Source organism: Hymenobacter sp. 5317J-9 (assembly GCF_022921075.1).
Lineage (GTDB): Bacteria > Bacteroidota > Bacteroidia > Cytophagales > Hymenobacteraceae > Hymenobacter.
In genome coordinates this window covers 4471661-4488524 of record NZ_CP095050.1, presented here as the reverse complement: position 1 = coordinate 4488524, position 16864 = coordinate 4471661, and the positions used below count along the sequence as shown (strand labels likewise).

The following is a 16864-nucleotide window of genomic DNA, read 5'->3' as shown; positions in this document are numbered from 1 at the left end:
GGCTTGCTTTTTCATGGCAGCTGGCAGCAGTTTGGCCGTGCATGCGGGGCTTGGTGGTCGGCTACTGTGAAGAAGATGCTCGCGGCAGAAAAAGGTTGCCTGGGTAGAAGGCCAGGTAGTTCGGGCTGTGCAAGAGGTGGATAATGCTCAGCGAGTTGGGAGGAGGGGGCTTTCGGGAGTAGATACCGCCGATGAAGGCGAACGTTACAGGCCGCGCAATTTTTTTTTGAAAATGTCCTTTTTGCTTTTGAAAAAGCCTAATGAAGCTTGAAAACGACTCTCAACGAGCGTTGTACCCTGGCAGCCTTGACGGTAACTATGACCTGCACGATGCAACCGGCGCTGGCCCTCGCCGGTCAGGGGAGGGAAGGCGGCCGCGCCCGGCCCCGAATTGGTTTGCCACTTTACCTTACTGCATTATGTCAACATTTTCTGCAAAACCGGCCCTGCTGGGCTTGCTGGCCGGGGGCCTGCTGTTTTCGTCCTGCCAGAAGCGCGACGTGGCGGTGCCCGACCCGGCCGCGCCCGTGGCCACGCCCGTGCGCCCACTCACCGGCGCCGAGCGCAACACCGTGGCCAGCGCCAACGATTTTGCCTTTCAGGCCTTTGGGGCGTTGCGCACCGCCACCCCCGCCGACAACATCTGCATCTCGCCGCTGAGCATCTCGGCGGCCCTCACCATGGCCTACAACGGGGCCGACGGCACCACCAAGGCCGCCATGAAGCAGACGCTGGGCTTCCAGCCGCTCACCGACCTGCAAATCAACGAGGCCTTCCAAAGCCTGTTTGCGCTGCTGGGCGGGCTCGACCCGCAGGTGACCTTCACCACGGGCAACTCCATTTGGGTGGGGCAGCAATACCAGTTGCAGGCGCCGTTTGTGCAAACCAACCAGCAGTATTTCGGGGCCACGGTGCAGCCCGTGGCGTTTGGGGCGCCGGCCACCACGGCCCTCATCAACAGCTGGGTGAACACCCAGACCCGGGGCAAGATTACGCGCATCCTCGACGGCACCGATGCCAACGACGTGATGTACCTCATCAACGCGCTCTATTTCAAGGGGGCCTGGACCTACCGTTTCGACCCGCAAAACACCCGCCCCGGGCCATTTTTCTACGAAAACGGTACCTCGGCCACCAAGAGCTTCATGAGCCTGACCACCGGCCGCTACCGCCGCTACCAGGACGCTCAGCAACTGCTCGTGGACCTGCCCTACGGCAACCGGCGCTTCAGCATGACGTTCATTGTGCCGCAGGGCCAGAATACCCTGGCCAACGTGGCCAGCCACCTCACGAACAGCCAGCTGAGCACCTGGCTGGCTGCCACCGACTCGACCGGCCTGGAGCTGCGCCTGCCCAAGTTTCAGCTGGCCTACGAGCAGAAGCTCAACGCCATGCTCACACAGTTGGGTATGGGCGTGGCTTTCGGCGGCCAGGCCAATTTCAGCCGCATGCTGGCCGGCAATTCCAGCAGCCTGTCCATCAGCGAGGTGAAGCACAAAACGTTTCTGGACGTGAACGAAGAGGGAACCGAGGCGGCCGCCGTCACGTCGGTGGGCGTTGTGGTGACTTCGCTGCCGCAGCCCACGTTCGTGAACCGGCCGTTCCTGTTTCTCATCCGCGAAAAGTCGTCGGGCGCCATCCTGTTTATGGGGCAGATGACGAACCCCTAAATGCCGGCCTCAGCAGGCGCGCTGGCGCTGAAGATGCAGGCGCAGCACGGTGTCAATTTTCTCCGGGGTGAGGGGTTTGTTGATGCGGCCGGCGGCGGGCAGGCCATCAAGGCGGGAGAGGTCGCGCGCGTCGGCCGAGGTGGTGAGCACCACCACCGTGGTAGCGTGGCGCTGGGCCGGTGGCAGCAGCTGAAAAGCTTCCAGAAATTCAATGCCGTTCATCACCGGCATCTGAATGTCGAGCAGGATGAGGGACGGGTAGTGGGGCTGGGGGCCGGCGCCCGACTGCCGCAGCATGGCCAGTGCCTGCTGCCCGTTTTCGGCTACCAGAATGCGCTCGGCCACGTCGTGGCGCTTGAGCAGGCGCTCGTTGAGGAAGTTATTGGTCGCGTCGTCATCGACCAGCAGCACGCTGGATAGGGAGGGCATAGCTCCCACCTACGTAAGGCGGCGCGGCCGGGTTCAGGTCAGGTCGGGCAGCACCACCGTAAACGTGGAGCCCCAGCCCAGCTGGCTGTGCACGCGCACGGTGCCGCCGGCGTTTTCGGCCATGCGCTTCACCATGTAGAGGCCCACGCCGGTGCCCGGCACGTGGGTGTGCAGGCGCCGGAACATCACAAACAGCTTGGCCTGCTCTTCGTCGCTGAGCCCCAGGCCGTTGTCTGCCACTTCGAGCCACACCTGGCCCTTGGGGCAACTGGCACGCAGCGTCACCACCGGCGGGTGGCCGGGGCGGTGGTACTTCACGGCGTTGGAAAGCAGGTTGTAGAGAATGCTGCGCAGGTTTTTGGGCGAGAAGCGCAGGGTGGGGCAGGCGCTCACGTCCACGCTGAGACGGGCGCCGGTGGCGGCCAGGGCGGGTTCCAGGTCCTGGCGCACGGCCTCGGCCAGGGCGGCCAGGTCTACGGCTTCGGCGGGTTCGGCGTGGGCCAGCTGTAGCTTGCTCACGTCGGTGAGGTGCATCAGCGTGCGCTGGAAGCGGGCCACCGAATCGCGCATGAGCTCCAATAGGTGGGTCACGTCGGCGTCCTGGCGCACGGGGGCGGGCAGCTGCTCTTCCAGGGCCAGCAGCAGGCCTTCGATGTTGGCAATGGGCGCGCGCAGGTCGTGCGAGGCCGTGTACACGAAGGTGTCGAGGTCCACGTTGGCGTGGCTGAGGCGGTCGTTGGTGTCGCGCAGCTCCTCGTTGGCAACCAGCATCTCTTCGTTGATAGCGGCCAGCTCCTCGTTGAGCTCCTGCACCTGCTCGCGGGCCGCGGTCTGCTCGCTCACATCGGTCACCAGCGAGTAGAAACCGACGACTTCGCCGTGCTGCACGTCGGGGATGTAGTCGGTGCGGGTGTGCCGCACGAAGCCCTCGCGGTAAGGCATGCGGGCCTCGAAGGAAAGGCGCTCGCCGGCCAGGGCGCGGTCGATGTAGGGTTGGGCGGCGGCGTAAGCGGCCTCGCCCAGCACCGCGCGGGCGGGCTGGCCCAGCAGCGCCTCGGGGTCGCGGTTGAACCAGGTCCGGTAGGCATGGTTGACGAAGCGGTAGCGCTGCTCGCGGTCGATGTAGGCAATGAGCACGGGCAGGGCATCGGTGAGCAGGCGCAGGCGCTGGGCGGTTGCCTCGGTGGCCTGGCGGGCCAGCACACGGTCGGTCGTTTCCAGCAAAAACGCCAGAATGCCGGTGGTGTGGCCGTCCTCGTTGCGCAAGGGCTGATACACCAAGTCGAGGTAGCGTGTGGCGGGGCGTCCGGTGGCGGGGTCGAGCAGGCCCACGGGCTTTTCGCGGGCCACAAACGGCTGGCCGGTGGCGTACACCTGGTCCAGCAGCCCCACAAAGCCCTGGGCGTCCAGTTCGGGCAGCACGTCGGCCACCGACAGGCCTTCGTAGGCGCGGTGCCCCGTCAGCTCCAGGTAAGGTTCGTTGAAGAAGGTATAGCGGTGCTCGGGGCCGGCCAGGGTGGCAATGGAGGCCGGCACCTGGCGCAGAATCTGGCGCAGCAGGCCCTGCTGCTGCTCCACGGCGCGGGTGCGCTCCTGCACGCGGGCTTCCAGCTCCTCGTTCAGCTCAGAGAGGGCCAGCTGCGAGTGGATGAGGGCGGCGTTGGCCGCGAGCAGTTCCTCGTTGCTGGTCCGCAGCTCTTCGTTGGCGGCCGCCAGCTCGTCGTTGAGCTCCTGCACGCGCTGGCGGGCCAGCACCTGCTCGGTGACTTCCACCGCAATGTCGACCACCCCAATGAGCTCGCCCCTGGGCCCGAACAGGGGCTGGTACACGAAGTTGTAGTAGGTGGTTTGCATGTGCCCGTCGCGCAGGAGCAGGGCTGGGGTTTCGCGGCCTTCCACCGGCACGCGGGTGTCGCGCACCTGGTGCAGCAGCGCGTCGAAGCCCTGGCCGCGCAGCTCGGGCAGGGCTTCGAGCAGGGGCTTGCCCAGCACCTGCTCCGGGGCGCGCTCCCACATGGTGCATATCGCGGCATTGGCCGCGGCAATGCGCAGCTCCGGCCCCTGGAACAAGGCAAAGGCCGCCGGCGCCTGCGTCAGGATGGCTTGCAGCATGTTGCGCTCGCGCTCCACGGCGGCGTGGGCTTTCTGCTCGCGGGTCTGGCTGGCGCGCAGGTCCTGCTCGGCGGCGGTGCGGGGCTGGCCGTTGGTGTCGTCGAAGTTCACCACCAGCACGTCGCCCAGGCGCTGGGCCACCAGCACAAAGTAGCCGTCGAGGCCATCGTGCTGGTAGTTGTTCTGGCGGCGCTCCAGCTTGCCCGAGAGGAAGGCGTCGCGGTAGAACGCAAACACGCCGACGGCCTCCGCCGTGGGGTACAGCGTCAGCAGGGACTGGTCGGGGCGGGCGGGCAGCCGCAGCATGTGCTGGGCGGTGGCGTTGAGGTACACCACGGTCAGGTCCACCACGGTAGTGCCGGCGGCGTCGTACACGGGCCGCATCAGCATCACGCCGCTCAGGGACGTGTCGAGCAGCACGCGCAGCAGGTCGGGCGGCGCAGGCAGGTCGGGCGGCAGCTCGGATGGGGGCAAATCAGGCGTCATAGCGTAGCAAAACCAACAACGGGCCCCCTAAAGTATAGGCGGGCCGGCAAGCGGAGGTACGTAAACCCGGCCCCGCAGGGGGGCAGTCGCGCCAAATCCGCCTTCTTTAGCCCCCGAGCCCACGCTGGTTCGGCAGCCGCAAAGGCGGCTAGCTTTTGGTGCCGCAGCCGGCGCAGAACTTTTGCTCGGGCTTGAGGGCCTCGCCGCAGCTGGTGCAGTGGCGGGCCTGGCTTTTGGCGGCGGGGTTGGGGGTGCCGCAGCTGGCGCAGAACTTTTGGTCGGCCGTGAGCTTGGCCTGGCAGTTGGGGCACTGCAGCAGGGCGCCGCGGCTCTGGAAGTCGATTTGTTGGGTATAGTTCTGCTCGCGGGTTTTGGTGTAAATCTGCTCGCTGGTGGCCTGGGCCTGCTGGGCGCGCAGCTCCTCCTGCTCGTCGGGGGCGCAGGTTTCGCACAGGCCGGCGCTGTGGTTCCAGCAGGCGTCGGGGCACACCCAGTGGCCGCAGCGGGTGCATTGCTTGAACTGCTGCTTGCCCTCGGCCACGGCCGCTTCCAGAGCCGAGTCGTGGGCCTTGCCGCCCACGGCCCGCTGAATGTGGTAGGCCGCATTTTCGGCCCCACCCAGCCCGCCAAACAAGCTGCTGGCCGCCTGCAGCAAACTGCCCGCAATGCCGATGGCGTTGGGCTGAAACCGCGACATGTAGCCGTTGTGGCACTTGTCGCAGTGGAACTTGAACTGAAAGCCCTTATCGGTGGAAAGGTCGTCGTAGTTGGCAACGAATTGAATCAGGGAGCTCATGGTGCAGGAAGCGGAAGGTGAATGGGCAAATGTAGGGGCAGCCAAGTATTCGGGTAAGTGCATGCGGCTCTTCAATCGCGGCCGGGCCGTTATCATTACTGCACTACTTGCGCTTTCCGGCCATGCTTCCTGCCCCTCCCCCCGATGCCGTGCTGCGCCTGCGCCAGTACATCGCCCAATTCATAGCCCTGCGCGACGATGACTGGGACCTGCTGGTGCCGCACCTGCAGCTGGTGCGCCTGCAGAAGCACGACCTGTTTGCGCGCGAAGGACAGCGGGCCGGCGAAGTAGCGTTTGTGCTCGACGGCATGTTCCGGCAGTTCTACTCCAAAGACGGCGAAGAGCGCACCACCTATTTCTACTTTGAAAACCACCTGATGAGCGCCTACGCCAGCTGCATCAGCGGCCAGCCTTCGCTGCTCACCATCGAGGCCCTGAGCGACGCCCACCTGCTCCGGTTTCACTACGCGGTGCTGAAAGAGCTGTTTGAGCAGCGCCCGGCCTGGCAGAAATTTGGGCGGCTGGTGGCCGAGTACCTGGGCCTGGGCCTCGAAGAGCGCATGGTTAGCCTGCTGCTACTCAGCCCCGAAGAGCGGTACCGCGACCTGCTGACCGGCCCCCGAAAGAAAATCCTGGAGCGCGTGCCTCAGCACTACATCGCCAATTACCTCGGCATCACGCCCGTGAGCCTGAGCCGCATTCGCAACCGCGTGGCGCGGGGCCGGTAGCCGCCGAGCGGTTTTCTTATCTTTTGTTATCGTGGGCCGGGGGCCGGCGGGAGGAATTTTGAATCATTCCATCACCTCTCAAATTCCTCTGCGCCATGAACGTCCTCATCAACCCCAGCGCCCCGGTCCAAACCCGACAGCACCTCGTCATCAACGCCACGCCGGCCCGGGTGTGGGCCGTGCTCACCCACATCGACGGCTGGGCTGCCTGGCAGCCTGCCATCAAGCGGCCCCGCCTGCGCGGCGCGCTGGCCGCCGGCACCTCGTTCGACTGGAAATCCAGCGGCGTGGGCATCCGGTCGGAGCTGCACACGGTGGCGCCGGCCGCGGAGTTCGGCTGGACCGGCCACTCCCTGGGCACGTTTGCCATCCACAACTGGACGCTGCGGGCCGTGCCCGGCGGCACCGAAGTAACCGTGGACGAAAGCATGGAGGGGATGCTGGCCCGCTTGTTTAAAGGCGCTCTCACCCGTGGGCTGGCCACCGGAACCGTGCAGTGGCTGTCCCTGCTGAAAGCCGAAGCTGAGAAGTAGGCCCCGCGCCGGCGCGGCAGCCAGCGGCCTCACCCGCCACCTTCCCAAAAGCCAGGTAGGCCGTGCAACCTCGCAGCTGCTCTGCCGGTCAGGGCTTCGAACGGGAGGTGCCGGCTGGCCTCGCCCGCGTCTCACCTTTTTCTCTACTTCTGTATGCGAGTGAAGTACCTGTTTTCGCTGAGCCTGCTGGCCGGCCTGAGCGCTGCCAGCGGCCTGGCCGGCTGCACCGAAAAAACCGACGTGTCCCCCGAAGCGCCCTGTGGCACCACCGCCACGGTGCGCCTGTGCCTGGGCAACACCCTGATGTGTCCCACCGAGCACACCACCCTGGTGCTGGCCGACGGCACCCGGCTGCACCCCAGCGGCCCACTGTGGCAAGCCTACCTGCCGCAGCAGTCCAACGGCGCTACGCTGCGCATTGGCTACACCCGCGGGGCCACGCTGCCGGCTGGCGACATCGCCGACGTGGAAGCCACCATCACCTGCCTGGAGTATCCCGTAATGCGCTGCGGCACGCCGTCGCCCGGCGGCTGGTAGGAAGGAAAGTGGGAGGTCGGTAGATGGGGCAGTGAGGCATTTGGCGCAACTCAACAGCGGCGGTGGGAGTACGACAATTACAAGCAGTTCCACCCTCCCCTTTCCACATGGCTACCTCCACAACCTCCGACTCCGGCGACATCTACGCCACCTTCAAACACGATGTGAACATGACGGCTTCGGAGCTCGAGAAATGGCTGAAAACCGACGAATCGAAGTCGGTGGGCCAGGACAGCGGCGACGGCGCCAGCATTGGCCACCATTCCGGCGAGCGCATCATCGACATTCTGCACAAGAAAAAGGCCGACCTTACGCCCGCCGATGAAGCCCACATGCACAAGGTGCACAGCTACGTGGCCCGGCATTCGGCCCAGGGCCCGCACGATAAGAAGGACGTGGAAACCTCGCGCTGGCGCTACTCCCTCATGAACTGGGGCCACGACCCGCTGAAGAAATAACCCAGCCGCCCGCTACCAGCGCCGCGGGCCCGGCCCTACCTGATGCGTTCCAGCAGCCAGGTGCCCAGGGGCGGGCCGTCGGGGGCGGCGCCCTGGGCGGGCGGCAGCAGGAGCGGGGCCACCACGCCGGCTGGCAGGGTGGCCTGGTCGGGGGCCGTGAAGGTGGGGCCGCTGTCGGTGCCGGCGTCGTAGGCGCGGGCGGGCACGCGACGCTGCGTGGCCCACTGGCCGGTGGCGTCGAGCAGGTTTTCGTCTTCGAGGGCCACAAACCAGTCGGGGCTGGGCGCAATCATCGTCACCAGGCTCAGGCGCGGGTGGGCGGCGTCGAGGCGAATGGTGTCGGAAACGCTGCCCGGCGAGTTGAAGTACGGCGCTTCCAATAGCCGAAACGCGGCCCCGCTGCTTTGCAGAGCGTTTATCTCGGCCCGCAGCGCGGTGTTGTTGCCGCGCTCGGCCATGTTTTTGATGCCGAGGCTGGCCGGCTGGCCGGGCCGGAACAGCAGCGCATCGGCCCGGTGCGAAGCCCCGATGACGGACGAAAAGTGCGCCCCGGCCGGGAAGTTGGCGTGGGTGCCGGCGCTCCACGTCGCCTCGAAGGTGACGCGGTAGAGGGCCGTGCCCGGGGCCGGCGTGGGGTCTTCCGTTGCAGTGTCGGCGGAGGGGGAGCAGGCGGCCGCCCCGCACAGCAGGGGCAGCACACAAAAGCGAAGCAGCAAACGGACCATGACGGAAGCGGGCAGGTGAAAGAGGGTGTTACAGGGCCCGGGCCACCTGCCGCACGCTGACGCGCTGGCGGTAGTCGGGGTTGAAGTAGGCAAACCGGATGGTGCCGTCCCGGCCGATGACGTAGGTAGCGGGCACGGGCAGGATGTTCTGGTCGAGGCCGTTGGCTTTCTTCAGGTCGATGCCGTAGCCGAGGTACTTGGTGGCCGTGGCGTCGTCGACCACAAAGGCGGTTTTGTACGCCTTCATGATGGTGAGGTCCCGGTCATGTACGATGGGGAACGACGCCTTGGTTTTGGCCACCGTCTGGCCGATGTTGGCCGGGGTTTCGGGCGTTACCACCACTACCTGAGCGCCTTTGGCCGTGAGCACCTGCAGCGAGTCCTGCAGCTGGCTCAGCTCCTTGTTGCAGTAGGGGCACCACTGCCCGCGGTAGAAATACAGCACCACGGGGCCTTTCTTCAGCAGCTGGCGCAGCTCCACGGGCCGGCCGGCAGCGTCCTGGCCCTTGAAAGCGGGCGCCACGCTGCCCACCGCCAGGGCCGAGGCCGTGAGCGCCGGGGTGGGCGACGACTGAGCCAGTGCCGGCGAAGCCAGCAGGGCCAAAGCGGCCGTGAAACGAGTAAGCAGGGACATAGGCGGGGCTGGAATGATGAGGTGCCGTGGAGCCAGACGCCACCGGACGTTTCGCCTTACAGCAAGGTCGGGCTTTTTTTAACAGCTGTTCTGCCGCAGGCCACGCCCGCCGGCCGCTACGCCGCCGGCGGCACAACAAAAAGGCCCCGTCAGCTACTGACGGGGCCTTTTTGTTTCGCTTCTTTGGGTGCGCTAGTCCGGCTTCAGCGGCGTGGTGGCCGGGGCCGACTGGCTGGCGGCACCGGTTTTCAGGGGCTCGCCGTTGAGGGTCACGTTGTCGAATTTCACGTCGGCGTATTTGTTGGGGAAGGTGGCCTGGTCGGCGGTGGCCGTCACGTTTTTGAAGGTGATGTTGCTCACCTTGTCGGTGGGGTTGCCAGTCAGTACCGCAAACTGCTTGCACTTCACTTTCACGTTCGAAACGGTGATGTTGCGAATGGTGCCGAAGGGTTTTTCGGTGCTGCCGGCCATGTTGAAAAACTGCGTCCAGGGCGAGAGCGTCACGATGGTGCCGCACTTGCCCGTGATGCCGTCGACGGTGATGTTTTCGTAGAGCTGGTAGGTGTCGGGGCGCATTTTGAAGAGCAGCACGGGGCGCTCGTTGTCCATCTTGCAGTTGCGCATGGTGATGCGGTTGGCGTGGAGGCACTCGCTGCCGCAGGTGAGGGCCGCGTGCACTTCGCCGAAGGTGCAGTTCTCAATCAGCACGTCTTCGATGGGGCCGTTTTCGGGCAGCTTCTGGGCCGTGGGGCCCTTGCCGCCCTTGATGGCGATGCCGTCGTCGTTGACGGAGATGTAGCAGTTGCGCACGGTCACCTTGCGGCACACGTCGATGTCGATGGCGTCGGTGCTGGGCGCCTTCACGGGCCGGAAGGGCGAGCGGATGTCGCAGCCGTCGATGAGCACGTTGTTGGACTGGTAGAGGTGGGTGGTCCAGAAGCCCGAGTTATGCAGCTTCACGTTCTTAATCGTCACGTTGTTCGACCCCCAGATGAACACCAGGCGCGGGCGGTGCACCTCCAGGTTGGTGGCGTACTTGCCCAGCTTCTGCATCGAGTCGCGGTAAAACCAGAACCGCTTCCAGAACTTCAGCCCGTTGCCGTCGATGGTGCCGGGGCCGTTGATGCTGAAGCCATTCACCTGCTTGGCGTTGACAAGCGCCGCGTAATACGGCTGGCTCTGGCCCTCCATGCGCGAGGGCACCAGCGGATAGTCGGCAATGTTATCGGAGCCCTTGAGTTTGGCGCCGGCCTGCAGGCGCAGGTGGGTGTTGGGCTTAAAAAACAATGCCCCGCTCAGGAACACGCCCTTTGGGATGACCACCGTGCCCCCGCCGGCTGCGCTGGCCTTGTCGATGACCTGCTGAATGGCCTGGGTATTGAGCTTGGTGCTGTCGGTGCTGGCCCCGTACTGGGTGATGACGTAGTCTTTGGGAGCGACGGGCGCCTTCGTAGGGGCGGGCGCGTGGAGCGAAAAAGCTGCCAGGCAGGCCGCCAGCGGCGCAAGGAGAAATTTCATGGGGCGGGAAATGGGTTGAACGGCGCAAAGAAGCACGCCCGGCCCGGCCCCACTGTTCTGTAGTTACCTGACAAAGCCCGCTAATTGGGCTTGGCATATACTCTTCGCGGCAGCAATGCTTCGACAAGCTCAGCAGGACGTTCTGTTAAATTCCTGAATACGCTCTTAGGCCCGGCTGTCGTCGGCGTGGGGCAGGCACACGAAGAAGGTGGTGCCAGCGCCGAGCTGGGAATGCACCTCGATGCGGCCGCCGGCGTTTTCCACCATGCGCTTCACCATGTAGAGGCCCACGCCCGAGCCCTCCACGTGGTCGTGGAAGCGCTGAAACATGGTGAACAGCCGGGGCAGCTGGTGCGTGGCCAGGCCCAAGCCGTTGTCGTGCACTTCAAGCACTGTGAAGCCGGGGCGCCGGTGGCCGCGCACGTCCACGTGGGGCCGTCGGTCGGGGTGGTGGTATTTGAGGGCGTTGCTGAGCAGGTTGTAGACCACCGAGCGCAGGTTCTTTTCCGAAAACGCTACCGCTGGCAGGCCGTCGAGCTGCACGTGGAGCTGGGCCTGGGTGTCGTGCAGCAGCGGGACCAGGTCGAGGCGCACGTCGCGCACCACGGCGGCCAGGTCGACGGCGCTCAGGGCCGGCTCGTGCGCCTGCTGGAGCTCGGACACGGCGGTGAGGTGGTTGAGGGTGCGCTTGAAGCGCTCCACCGAATCAAGCATGCGGGCAAGGGTGGGGGCAATGCTTTCGGGCTCGGCGGCCACGGCCGGGGGCAGCTCCTGGCGCAACACATCCAGCAGGCCCTCGATGTTGGAGATGGGGGCCTTGAGGTCGTGCGAGGCGGTGTAGATGAAGTTGTCGAGGTCGGCGTTGGTGCGGCGCAGCTGCTCGTTGGCCTGCTTGAGGTCGGTGATGTCGATGGCCGAGCCCACGTAGCCGTACAGCGCGCCGCCGGCCAGGTAGCTGGGCGCGCCCTGGGCCAGCAGCCAGCGGAACTGCCCGTCGTGGCGGCGCATGCGGTGCTCCAGCACGTAGGGCTGGCGCCGGGCAATGGCCCGGGTGAGGGTGTCCTGCGTGAGGGCCAGCTCGTCGGGGTGCAGGTAGGGGCCCCAGCCGGTGGCGGCGTACTGCTGCTCGGTGTCGAGGCCCACGAAGTCGAGAAACGCGCGGTTGACGTAGCGAATGCTCGAATCGGGGTGCACGGCCCACACCATGTTGGGGGCGGCGTCGGCCATGGTGCGGAAGCGGGCTTCGCTTTCCTGCAATTCGGCCGTGCGGGCCTGCACGCGGGTTTCGAGCACCTGGTTGAGCTGCTCCATTTGCTGGCGGGCCCGCACCTGCTCGGTCACTTCGGTGCCCACCGTGAAAATGCCGCTCACCCGGCCGTCGGGCCCGCGCTGGGGCTCAAACACCATGTTCCAGTACACCACTTCCTCCCGGCCGTGGCGGTAGATGGTGCTGGGCTGCTCGCTGAAGGTGTGCGTGAGGCCGGTGGTGAACACGCGCTCGAACAGGGCCTGCACGTCGGGCGTCGCGGCCTCGGGCAGGGCCTCAAATACGGGCCGGTGCAGCACGGCATCGAGGGTGCGGCCCCAGATGGCCAGCGTGGCGGCGTTGGCCAGCTCGATGTGGAACTGCGGGCCGCGGTAGAGGGCCACGGCCACCGGGGCCAGCTCCAGAAAGTGCTGGAGCTCGTGGCGGCTCTGCGCGGCTTCGGCGCGGGCGGCCTGCTCGCTGGCCTGGCTTTCGTGCAGCAGCCGGGCGGCCACGCGGCTGGCGGTGATGTCCTGCACCGATTGAATGAGGTACTGCACCTGCCCGGCCGCGTCGAGCACGGGCGTGTGGCGCGGCAGCCAGTGGCGCTCCACAAAGTGGCCCGGCCGGGCGCGGTCGGGCACGTCGTAGTGCTGCGGGGCCATGTCGTGGGGCCGGCGGGTGGCCATCACCTGGGTGAGGGAAGCACGCACGTTGGCCACGGCGTTGGCCTCGGGCGTGAGCGGGTTGTCGGGGAAGGCGTCGAAGATGAACCTGCCCACAATGGCGTCGCGCTCGGCGAGGGTGGCGGCCAGGTAGTCGTCGCTGGCACCCACTATCGTCCAGTCGGGCGCCAGCAGCAGCGTGGCGCCGGGCGTGGCGTTGAAAACGGGCAACAGGTCGGGCAGGGCGGCGGCCAGGGGCATCACAGCGGTGGTGGGTTCGGCAGATAGAATACGAAGGTCGGCGTTATTCTGCCCACCACCGCCGAGATGGGCGGAGATTCGGCGCAACAGCAAGCTCAATGCCCAACTGCGTTGCAACAACAGCCTCCTCAAGCCGATGCGCACCCAGCTCCGGGCCTGCGAGAACTCGCCCCCAAGCCGCGGGGCGGCTGCGCTTCCCGGGCTACCCCCGGCTCATCGTGCGGGGCGGCCCCAAAAGCCACCCCACCCGCCGGCCGCCTAAGCCGCCGGAGAAACGCAAAGCCCCGCCGGCAGCTGGCGGGGCTTTGCGTGCCGCATGAGCAGTGCCGCGGGCCGCTCCGGCAGCGGCCGTGCGCCGGGACCGGCTGCGGGCCCGTGTCCTGCCGCTTTGCGGCCGTGAAAAGGGCTCCCGGGCCCGCTGCCAGCGAAGCCGCACTCCGTGTGGGCCGGGCCGACTTACCGGCTGCGGTCGTTTACATACCACGCTAGGGCAAAAATGGGATTAGCTTGTATTTTTGGTTGGCCATTGAAGTCCTGCTTCAGTTCTTGTGTCCATTATCCACGCTTTTACCGCTATGAAGAAAAACTACGCCTGGAGCTGGCTGCTGCCCGCTCTCCTCAGCCTGCCGCTGGCCGCCTCGGCCCAATCGGTGGGCATCGGCACCACCACCCCCGACCCGAAGGCGGCCCTCGACATTTCGGCCACGGACAAGGGCCTGCTGGTGCCGCGCCTGACGGCGGCCCAGCGCACCGCCATCAGCAACCCGCCCGTGGGCTTGATGGTGTTTCAGACCGACGGCACCCAACCGGGCTTCTGGTACTACTTCGGCGGGGCCTGGACCAGCATTCCCAACGCCAGCACCAGCGGCGACAACCTCGGCAACCACACCGCCACCCAAACCCTCAACCTGAACAGCCAGCGCCTAACCGGGGCGGCTACCTTGTCGCTGGGCGACTCGACGGCCCAGGTGGAGCTCAGCGCCAACGTGCAAGACCCCAGTGCGGCCCTGCTGACGCGCAGCAAATCCAACCGCCTCTTCAGCCGGACCATGCTTTCCGGGTTCGGCCGGGGGCCTTATGGGCAGGACATCGACTACGCCGTGTGGGGCAACGCCTACCGCGCCGACGGCTGGGGCGGCATCTTTTCGGCGGGCAAGCCCGGCGGGCCCTTGCGGTGGGTGGGGCTGGCCCAGCACCCGGGCTACGTGGGCTCGGGTGGGGTCATCCGCATCGTGGACGGCAGCCAGGGCGCGGGCAAGGTGCTCATGTCCGACGGCGTGGGCTACGGCACCTGGCAAAACCCCAAGGCCAATGCCAACTTCGACCTCGGCCCCTACTTCCTGGTGGGCAACGGCGGCAGCGCGGGCCTGCGCATCAGCAACACCGGCAACGTGGGCATCGGCCCCGACGCGCCGCGGGGCCGTTTTGACGTGAACGGGGGCGGCGACAGCTACCTCGTGGACGACCCCAACAACGGCAGCGGCCAGAGCGTGTTTCTGCCCGGCCATCTCTACTTAGCCCCCTACAGCGGCACCAGCGGCACGGCCTTCGTGCAGGCCCGCGTGCCCAGCCCCGGGGCTGGCACCAGCATCGGCCTCACCCTGCGCACCACCAACGCCGGCACCCTCACCGATGCCCTGCAGCTGAGCGCCAACGGCGACGCCCGCTTCGCCGGCACCCTCGACCTGGGCCTGACCTTGAGCTACACGGATTACACGCTCAACGGCAACAGCTACGGCCAGTTTACCGCCACCTGCCCTGCCGGCACTTCCCTCGTCACCGGGGCGGGGGCCACCGCGACTTCAACAGCGCCCAGCAGGACATCACCGTCAACTTCAGCTCCCCGGACCCCAACGCGCCCAGCTCTACGTGGCTGCTGCGCGTGAGCAACAGCAGCGGTAGCTCGCGGGCCATTCGGGTGTATTGCAACTGCGCCCGCATCCGGTAGGGGGCGGCAACCACCGGCAACTACTTGGCCGAGGTTTGTGGTCCGGACTCAAGGTTTGTGGTCCTGAACGAAGGTTTCTTGTCCCGAAGCGGTTGGCGGGCGTCTGGAGCGAAGGTTTGTGGTCCCGAAACGATTGGCGGGCGTCCGGAAGCGGTTGGCGGGCGTCCGGAAGCGGTTGGCGGGCATCCTGAAGCCATTGGCGGGCATCTGGAGGCTGCTAAGCACTCGTTACCAGCTCAACAAGCGCAACAAGAACGTCATGCAGAGCGCAGCGAAGCATCTCGCGTGCTTGAGTAAATGATTACTGCTACACACGAGATGCTTCGCTGCGCTCTGCATGACGTTCTTACGGTTCCAAAATGCCCTCTTATGTACATCTACCTTCTTACCAATCCCAGCCGGACCGTGCTTTATATCGGCGTGACGAATAACCTAACCCGCCGCCTTGACGAACACAGCAATAACCTTGGCAACCACGGAAAATTCACGGGTCGCTACCAAGCAAACCTGCTGGTCTATTTTGAATTCCTCTCCGACCCAACCCAGGCAATTGCGCGCGAAAAAGAGTTGAAAGGATGGAGCCGCGCCAAGAAAGAAAAGCTCATCATCGGCTTCAATCCCAAATGGGAAGCCATTGATTTGGATTCCTGGACCGGCCCTGCAATTGATTTATAAACAGCCACTGGCCCGTCAGGCAGAGCACAGCCCGTCATGCCGCTACCAGCCTGTCATGCAGAGCGCAGCGAAGCATCTCGCGTGCCGAAGTAATTACTGATGTTACAACGATTGAACTGCTACCCCACGCGAGATGCTTCGCTACGCTCTGCATGACAAGTGCATTGCTACCCCACGCGAGATGCTTCGCTGCGCTCTGCATGACAAGCTTGCTGCAACACTTCCAACCGCCAAAATAAAGGCCCGGCAATACCGAAATATTTGCTACGTTTGGAAATACTTCTACCCCTAACGCTCAGCGATATGGACAACAACAAGCTCGACGCCCAGCTGCGGCGCGACACCGCCACCGCCGCCGGCCTGCAAGCCGACCAGGCCCTCTACCAACCCCTGGAAGACGACATGGCTCCCCTGCGGGACGAGCACGCCGCCAACCTGGCCAAAGCCCGCCTGCTGGAAGACGCCGTGATGGGCGACGACAGCGCCACCGCCACCCAGCAAAAGGCCAGCGCCAAAGCCCAGCTCCGGGCCCTGGCGCCCCGCTTGGCCGCCGCCCTGCAAGGCTACGCCGCCAGCAAGAGCAACACCGACGAGGACCTGGCCGGCCGCGTGCGCACCTCCCGCTCCGACCTGGCGGCGGCCGGCGATGCCACCTTCGCCACCATGGTAACGGCGCTGCTGAAGGAAGCCCAGCCCCTGGCCGCCCAGCTGGCCAAGCGCGAGTTCACGGCCGACGACCTGGCCGAAACCGCCAAGCAGCTGGCCCGCTTCGAGAAGAAGCAGGCCGGCCAGCGCACGGCCGTGGTAGCGGGCGCCACCGACCGCAAAACCCTCATCGCCCTGCTGCGGCGCAACGCCAACCTCATCAAGGAAATGCGCACGCAGCTCAAGGCCTACCAGAACTCGCCCACCAAGCACGAGGTGTGGCTGCGCTTCCAGGGCTACACCAAGCTCATCGTCCTCGGCGGGGGCGGCCCCCAAGACGACCCTGACGCGAAGAAGCCCGCCTAAGCCGCGAGCGAAACGAAAAGCCCCGCCAGTTGCTGGCGGGGCTTTTTTGTGAGATTGTTACTGTGTTATGGCTACTCGGCGTTGTGCGTTTGCGCTACGTCGGCCATGTAGTCCTTTAGCTGCTTGAGTTGCGTGGGCTTGTAGTTGCTCAGGCGCAGACGCTTGAAACCGGTCACTCCCATTTCTTCAAACAGGGCACCAAGCGAAGAATTAAGAAACGAGCTGGAGAACCCAATGACGTCGGTTAGGTCGAGCGTGACGGGGCCCGGCTGCACGGCCATGGCCTCCTTCAGTGCCAGCAACAGCTTGTAGCCGTCGGCGTTGGAAATGGTGCCGGGGGTGAGGGTAGCTACCGTCAGAACCGGGCTGGTAGGAGCTGTGGTGGACATGAGTTGGGGCGGGTGGTCGTTGGAATAATAAGCTAGTATACGC

At 65.6% G+C, this 16864-nt stretch carries 16 protein-coding genes; 8 read left to right on the top strand and 8 right to left on the bottom strand.

Annotated features, from left to right (window positions below; all coding sequences use genetic code 11):
* Nucleotides 1-419: 419 nt before the first annotated feature.
* Entirely contained in the window at nucleotides 420-1670 is a 1251-nt protein-coding gene (locus MUN81_RS18820) for a serpin family protein (protein ID WP_245113298.1), read from the top strand.
* A gap of 9 nt (nucleotides 1671-1679) precedes the next feature.
* On the opposite strand, the gene MUN81_RS18815 is transcribed toward MUN81_RS18820, so the two are convergent.
* The 3 genes from MUN81_RS18815 to MUN81_RS18805 form a co-directional block, all read right to left on the bottom strand.
* Nucleotides 1680-2099 carry a response regulator gene (locus MUN81_RS18815; protein ID WP_245113297.1) on the bottom strand — a complete coding sequence of 140 codons (420 nt, stop codon included), beginning with the start codon at nucleotides 2097-2099 and terminating at the stop codon, nucleotides 1680-1682.
* A gap of 33 nt (nucleotides 2100-2132) precedes the next feature.
* Nucleotides 2133-4697 (bottom strand): PAS domain-containing protein, encoded by a 2565-nt coding sequence (locus MUN81_RS18810; RefSeq protein WP_245113295.1) that lies wholly within the window; start codon nucleotides 4695-4697, stop codon nucleotides 2133-2135.
* A gap of 148 nt (nucleotides 4698-4845) precedes the next feature.
* On the bottom strand, nucleotides 4846-5493 hold the full coding sequence (locus tag MUN81_RS18805) for a zinc ribbon domain-containing protein (RefSeq protein ID WP_245113293.1): 648 nt from the start codon (nucleotides 5491-5493) through the stop codon (nucleotides 4846-4848).
* A gap of 122 nt (nucleotides 5494-5615) precedes the next feature.
* On the opposite strand from MUN81_RS18805, the gene MUN81_RS18800 reads away from it, so the two are divergent.
* The 4 genes from MUN81_RS18800 to MUN81_RS18785 all read left to right on the top strand — a co-directional run bounded on the left by MUN81_RS18800 (nucleotide 5616) and on the right by MUN81_RS18785 (nucleotide 7749).
* On the top strand, nucleotides 5616-6221 hold the full coding sequence (locus MUN81_RS18800) for a Crp/Fnr family transcriptional regulator (protein WP_245113292.1): 606 nt from the start codon (nucleotides 5616-5618) through the stop codon (nucleotides 6219-6221).
* Nucleotides 6222-6316: 95 nt separating this feature from the next.
* Nucleotides 6317-6754, top strand: coding sequence for an SRPBCC family protein (locus tag MUN81_RS18795; protein ID WP_245113290.1), 438 nt, complete (start codon nucleotides 6317-6319; stop codon nucleotides 6752-6754).
* Between the two features lie 153 nt (nucleotides 6755-6907).
* The gene (locus MUN81_RS18790; RefSeq protein WP_245113288.1) at nucleotides 6908-7291 is read left to right on the top strand and encodes a hypothetical protein; all 384 of its coding nucleotides are present in this window, start codon (nucleotides 6908-6910) and stop codon (nucleotides 7289-7291) included.
* A gap of 107 nt (nucleotides 7292-7398) precedes the next feature.
* Nucleotides 7399-7749: a DUF3140 domain-containing protein gene (locus MUN81_RS18785; RefSeq protein WP_245113286.1), complete on the top strand. Its 351-nt coding sequence runs from the start codon at nucleotides 7399-7401 to the stop codon at nucleotides 7747-7749.
* A gap of 35 nt (nucleotides 7750-7784) precedes the next feature.
* Here the strand turns inward: MUN81_RS18785 and MUN81_RS18780 are convergent, their stop codons facing one another.
* The 4 genes from MUN81_RS18780 to MUN81_RS18765 form a co-directional block, all read right to left on the bottom strand.
* Nucleotides 7785-8474 carry a spondin domain-containing protein gene (locus MUN81_RS18780; RefSeq protein ID WP_245113285.1) on the bottom strand — a complete coding sequence of 230 codons (690 nt, stop codon included), beginning with the start codon at nucleotides 8472-8474 and terminating at the stop codon, nucleotides 7785-7787.
* 28 nt (nucleotides 8475-8502) lie between these two features.
* The gene (locus MUN81_RS18775; protein ID WP_245113283.1) at nucleotides 8503-9108 is read right to left on the bottom strand and encodes a peroxiredoxin-like family protein; all 606 of its coding nucleotides are present in this window, start codon (nucleotides 9106-9108) and stop codon (nucleotides 8503-8505) included.
* A 192-nt stretch (nucleotides 9109-9300) separates the two neighbouring features.
* Entirely contained in the window at nucleotides 9301-10626 is a 1326-nt protein-coding gene (locus MUN81_RS18770; RefSeq protein WP_245113281.1) for a glycosyl hydrolase family 28 protein, read from the bottom strand.
* Between the two features lie 165 nt (nucleotides 10627-10791).
* A complete protein-coding gene (locus MUN81_RS18765; RefSeq protein ID WP_245113279.1) occupies nucleotides 10792-12798 on the bottom strand; it encodes a PAS domain-containing protein in 2007 nt (668 codons plus the stop codon).
* A gap of 575 nt (nucleotides 12799-13373) precedes the next feature.
* Between MUN81_RS18765 and MUN81_RS18760 the strand changes: the two genes are divergently transcribed.
* The 3 genes from MUN81_RS18760 to MUN81_RS18750 all read left to right on the top strand — a co-directional run bounded on the left by MUN81_RS18760 (nucleotide 13374) and on the right by MUN81_RS18750 (nucleotide 16432).
* Nucleotides 13374-14684: a hypothetical protein gene (locus MUN81_RS18760; RefSeq protein WP_245113277.1), complete on the top strand. Its 1311-nt coding sequence runs from the start codon at nucleotides 13374-13376 to the stop codon at nucleotides 14682-14684.
* Nucleotides 14685-15115: 431 nt separating this feature from the next.
* Nucleotides 15116-15421, top strand: coding sequence for a GIY-YIG nuclease family protein (locus MUN81_RS18755; RefSeq protein WP_245113275.1), 306 nt, complete (start codon nucleotides 15116-15118; stop codon nucleotides 15419-15421).
* A gap of 303 nt (nucleotides 15422-15724) precedes the next feature.
* Entirely contained in the window at nucleotides 15725-16432 is a 708-nt protein-coding gene (locus tag MUN81_RS18750; protein ID WP_245113267.1) for a hypothetical protein, read from the top strand.
* Between the two features lie 71 nt (nucleotides 16433-16503).
* Here MUN81_RS18750 and MUN81_RS18745 read toward each other — a convergent pair whose 3' ends face one another.
* Nucleotides 16504-16821: a DUF4325 domain-containing protein gene (locus MUN81_RS18745; RefSeq protein WP_245113265.1), complete on the bottom strand. Its 318-nt coding sequence runs from the start codon at nucleotides 16819-16821 to the stop codon at nucleotides 16504-16506.
* Nucleotides 16822-16864 lie beyond the last annotated feature (43 nt).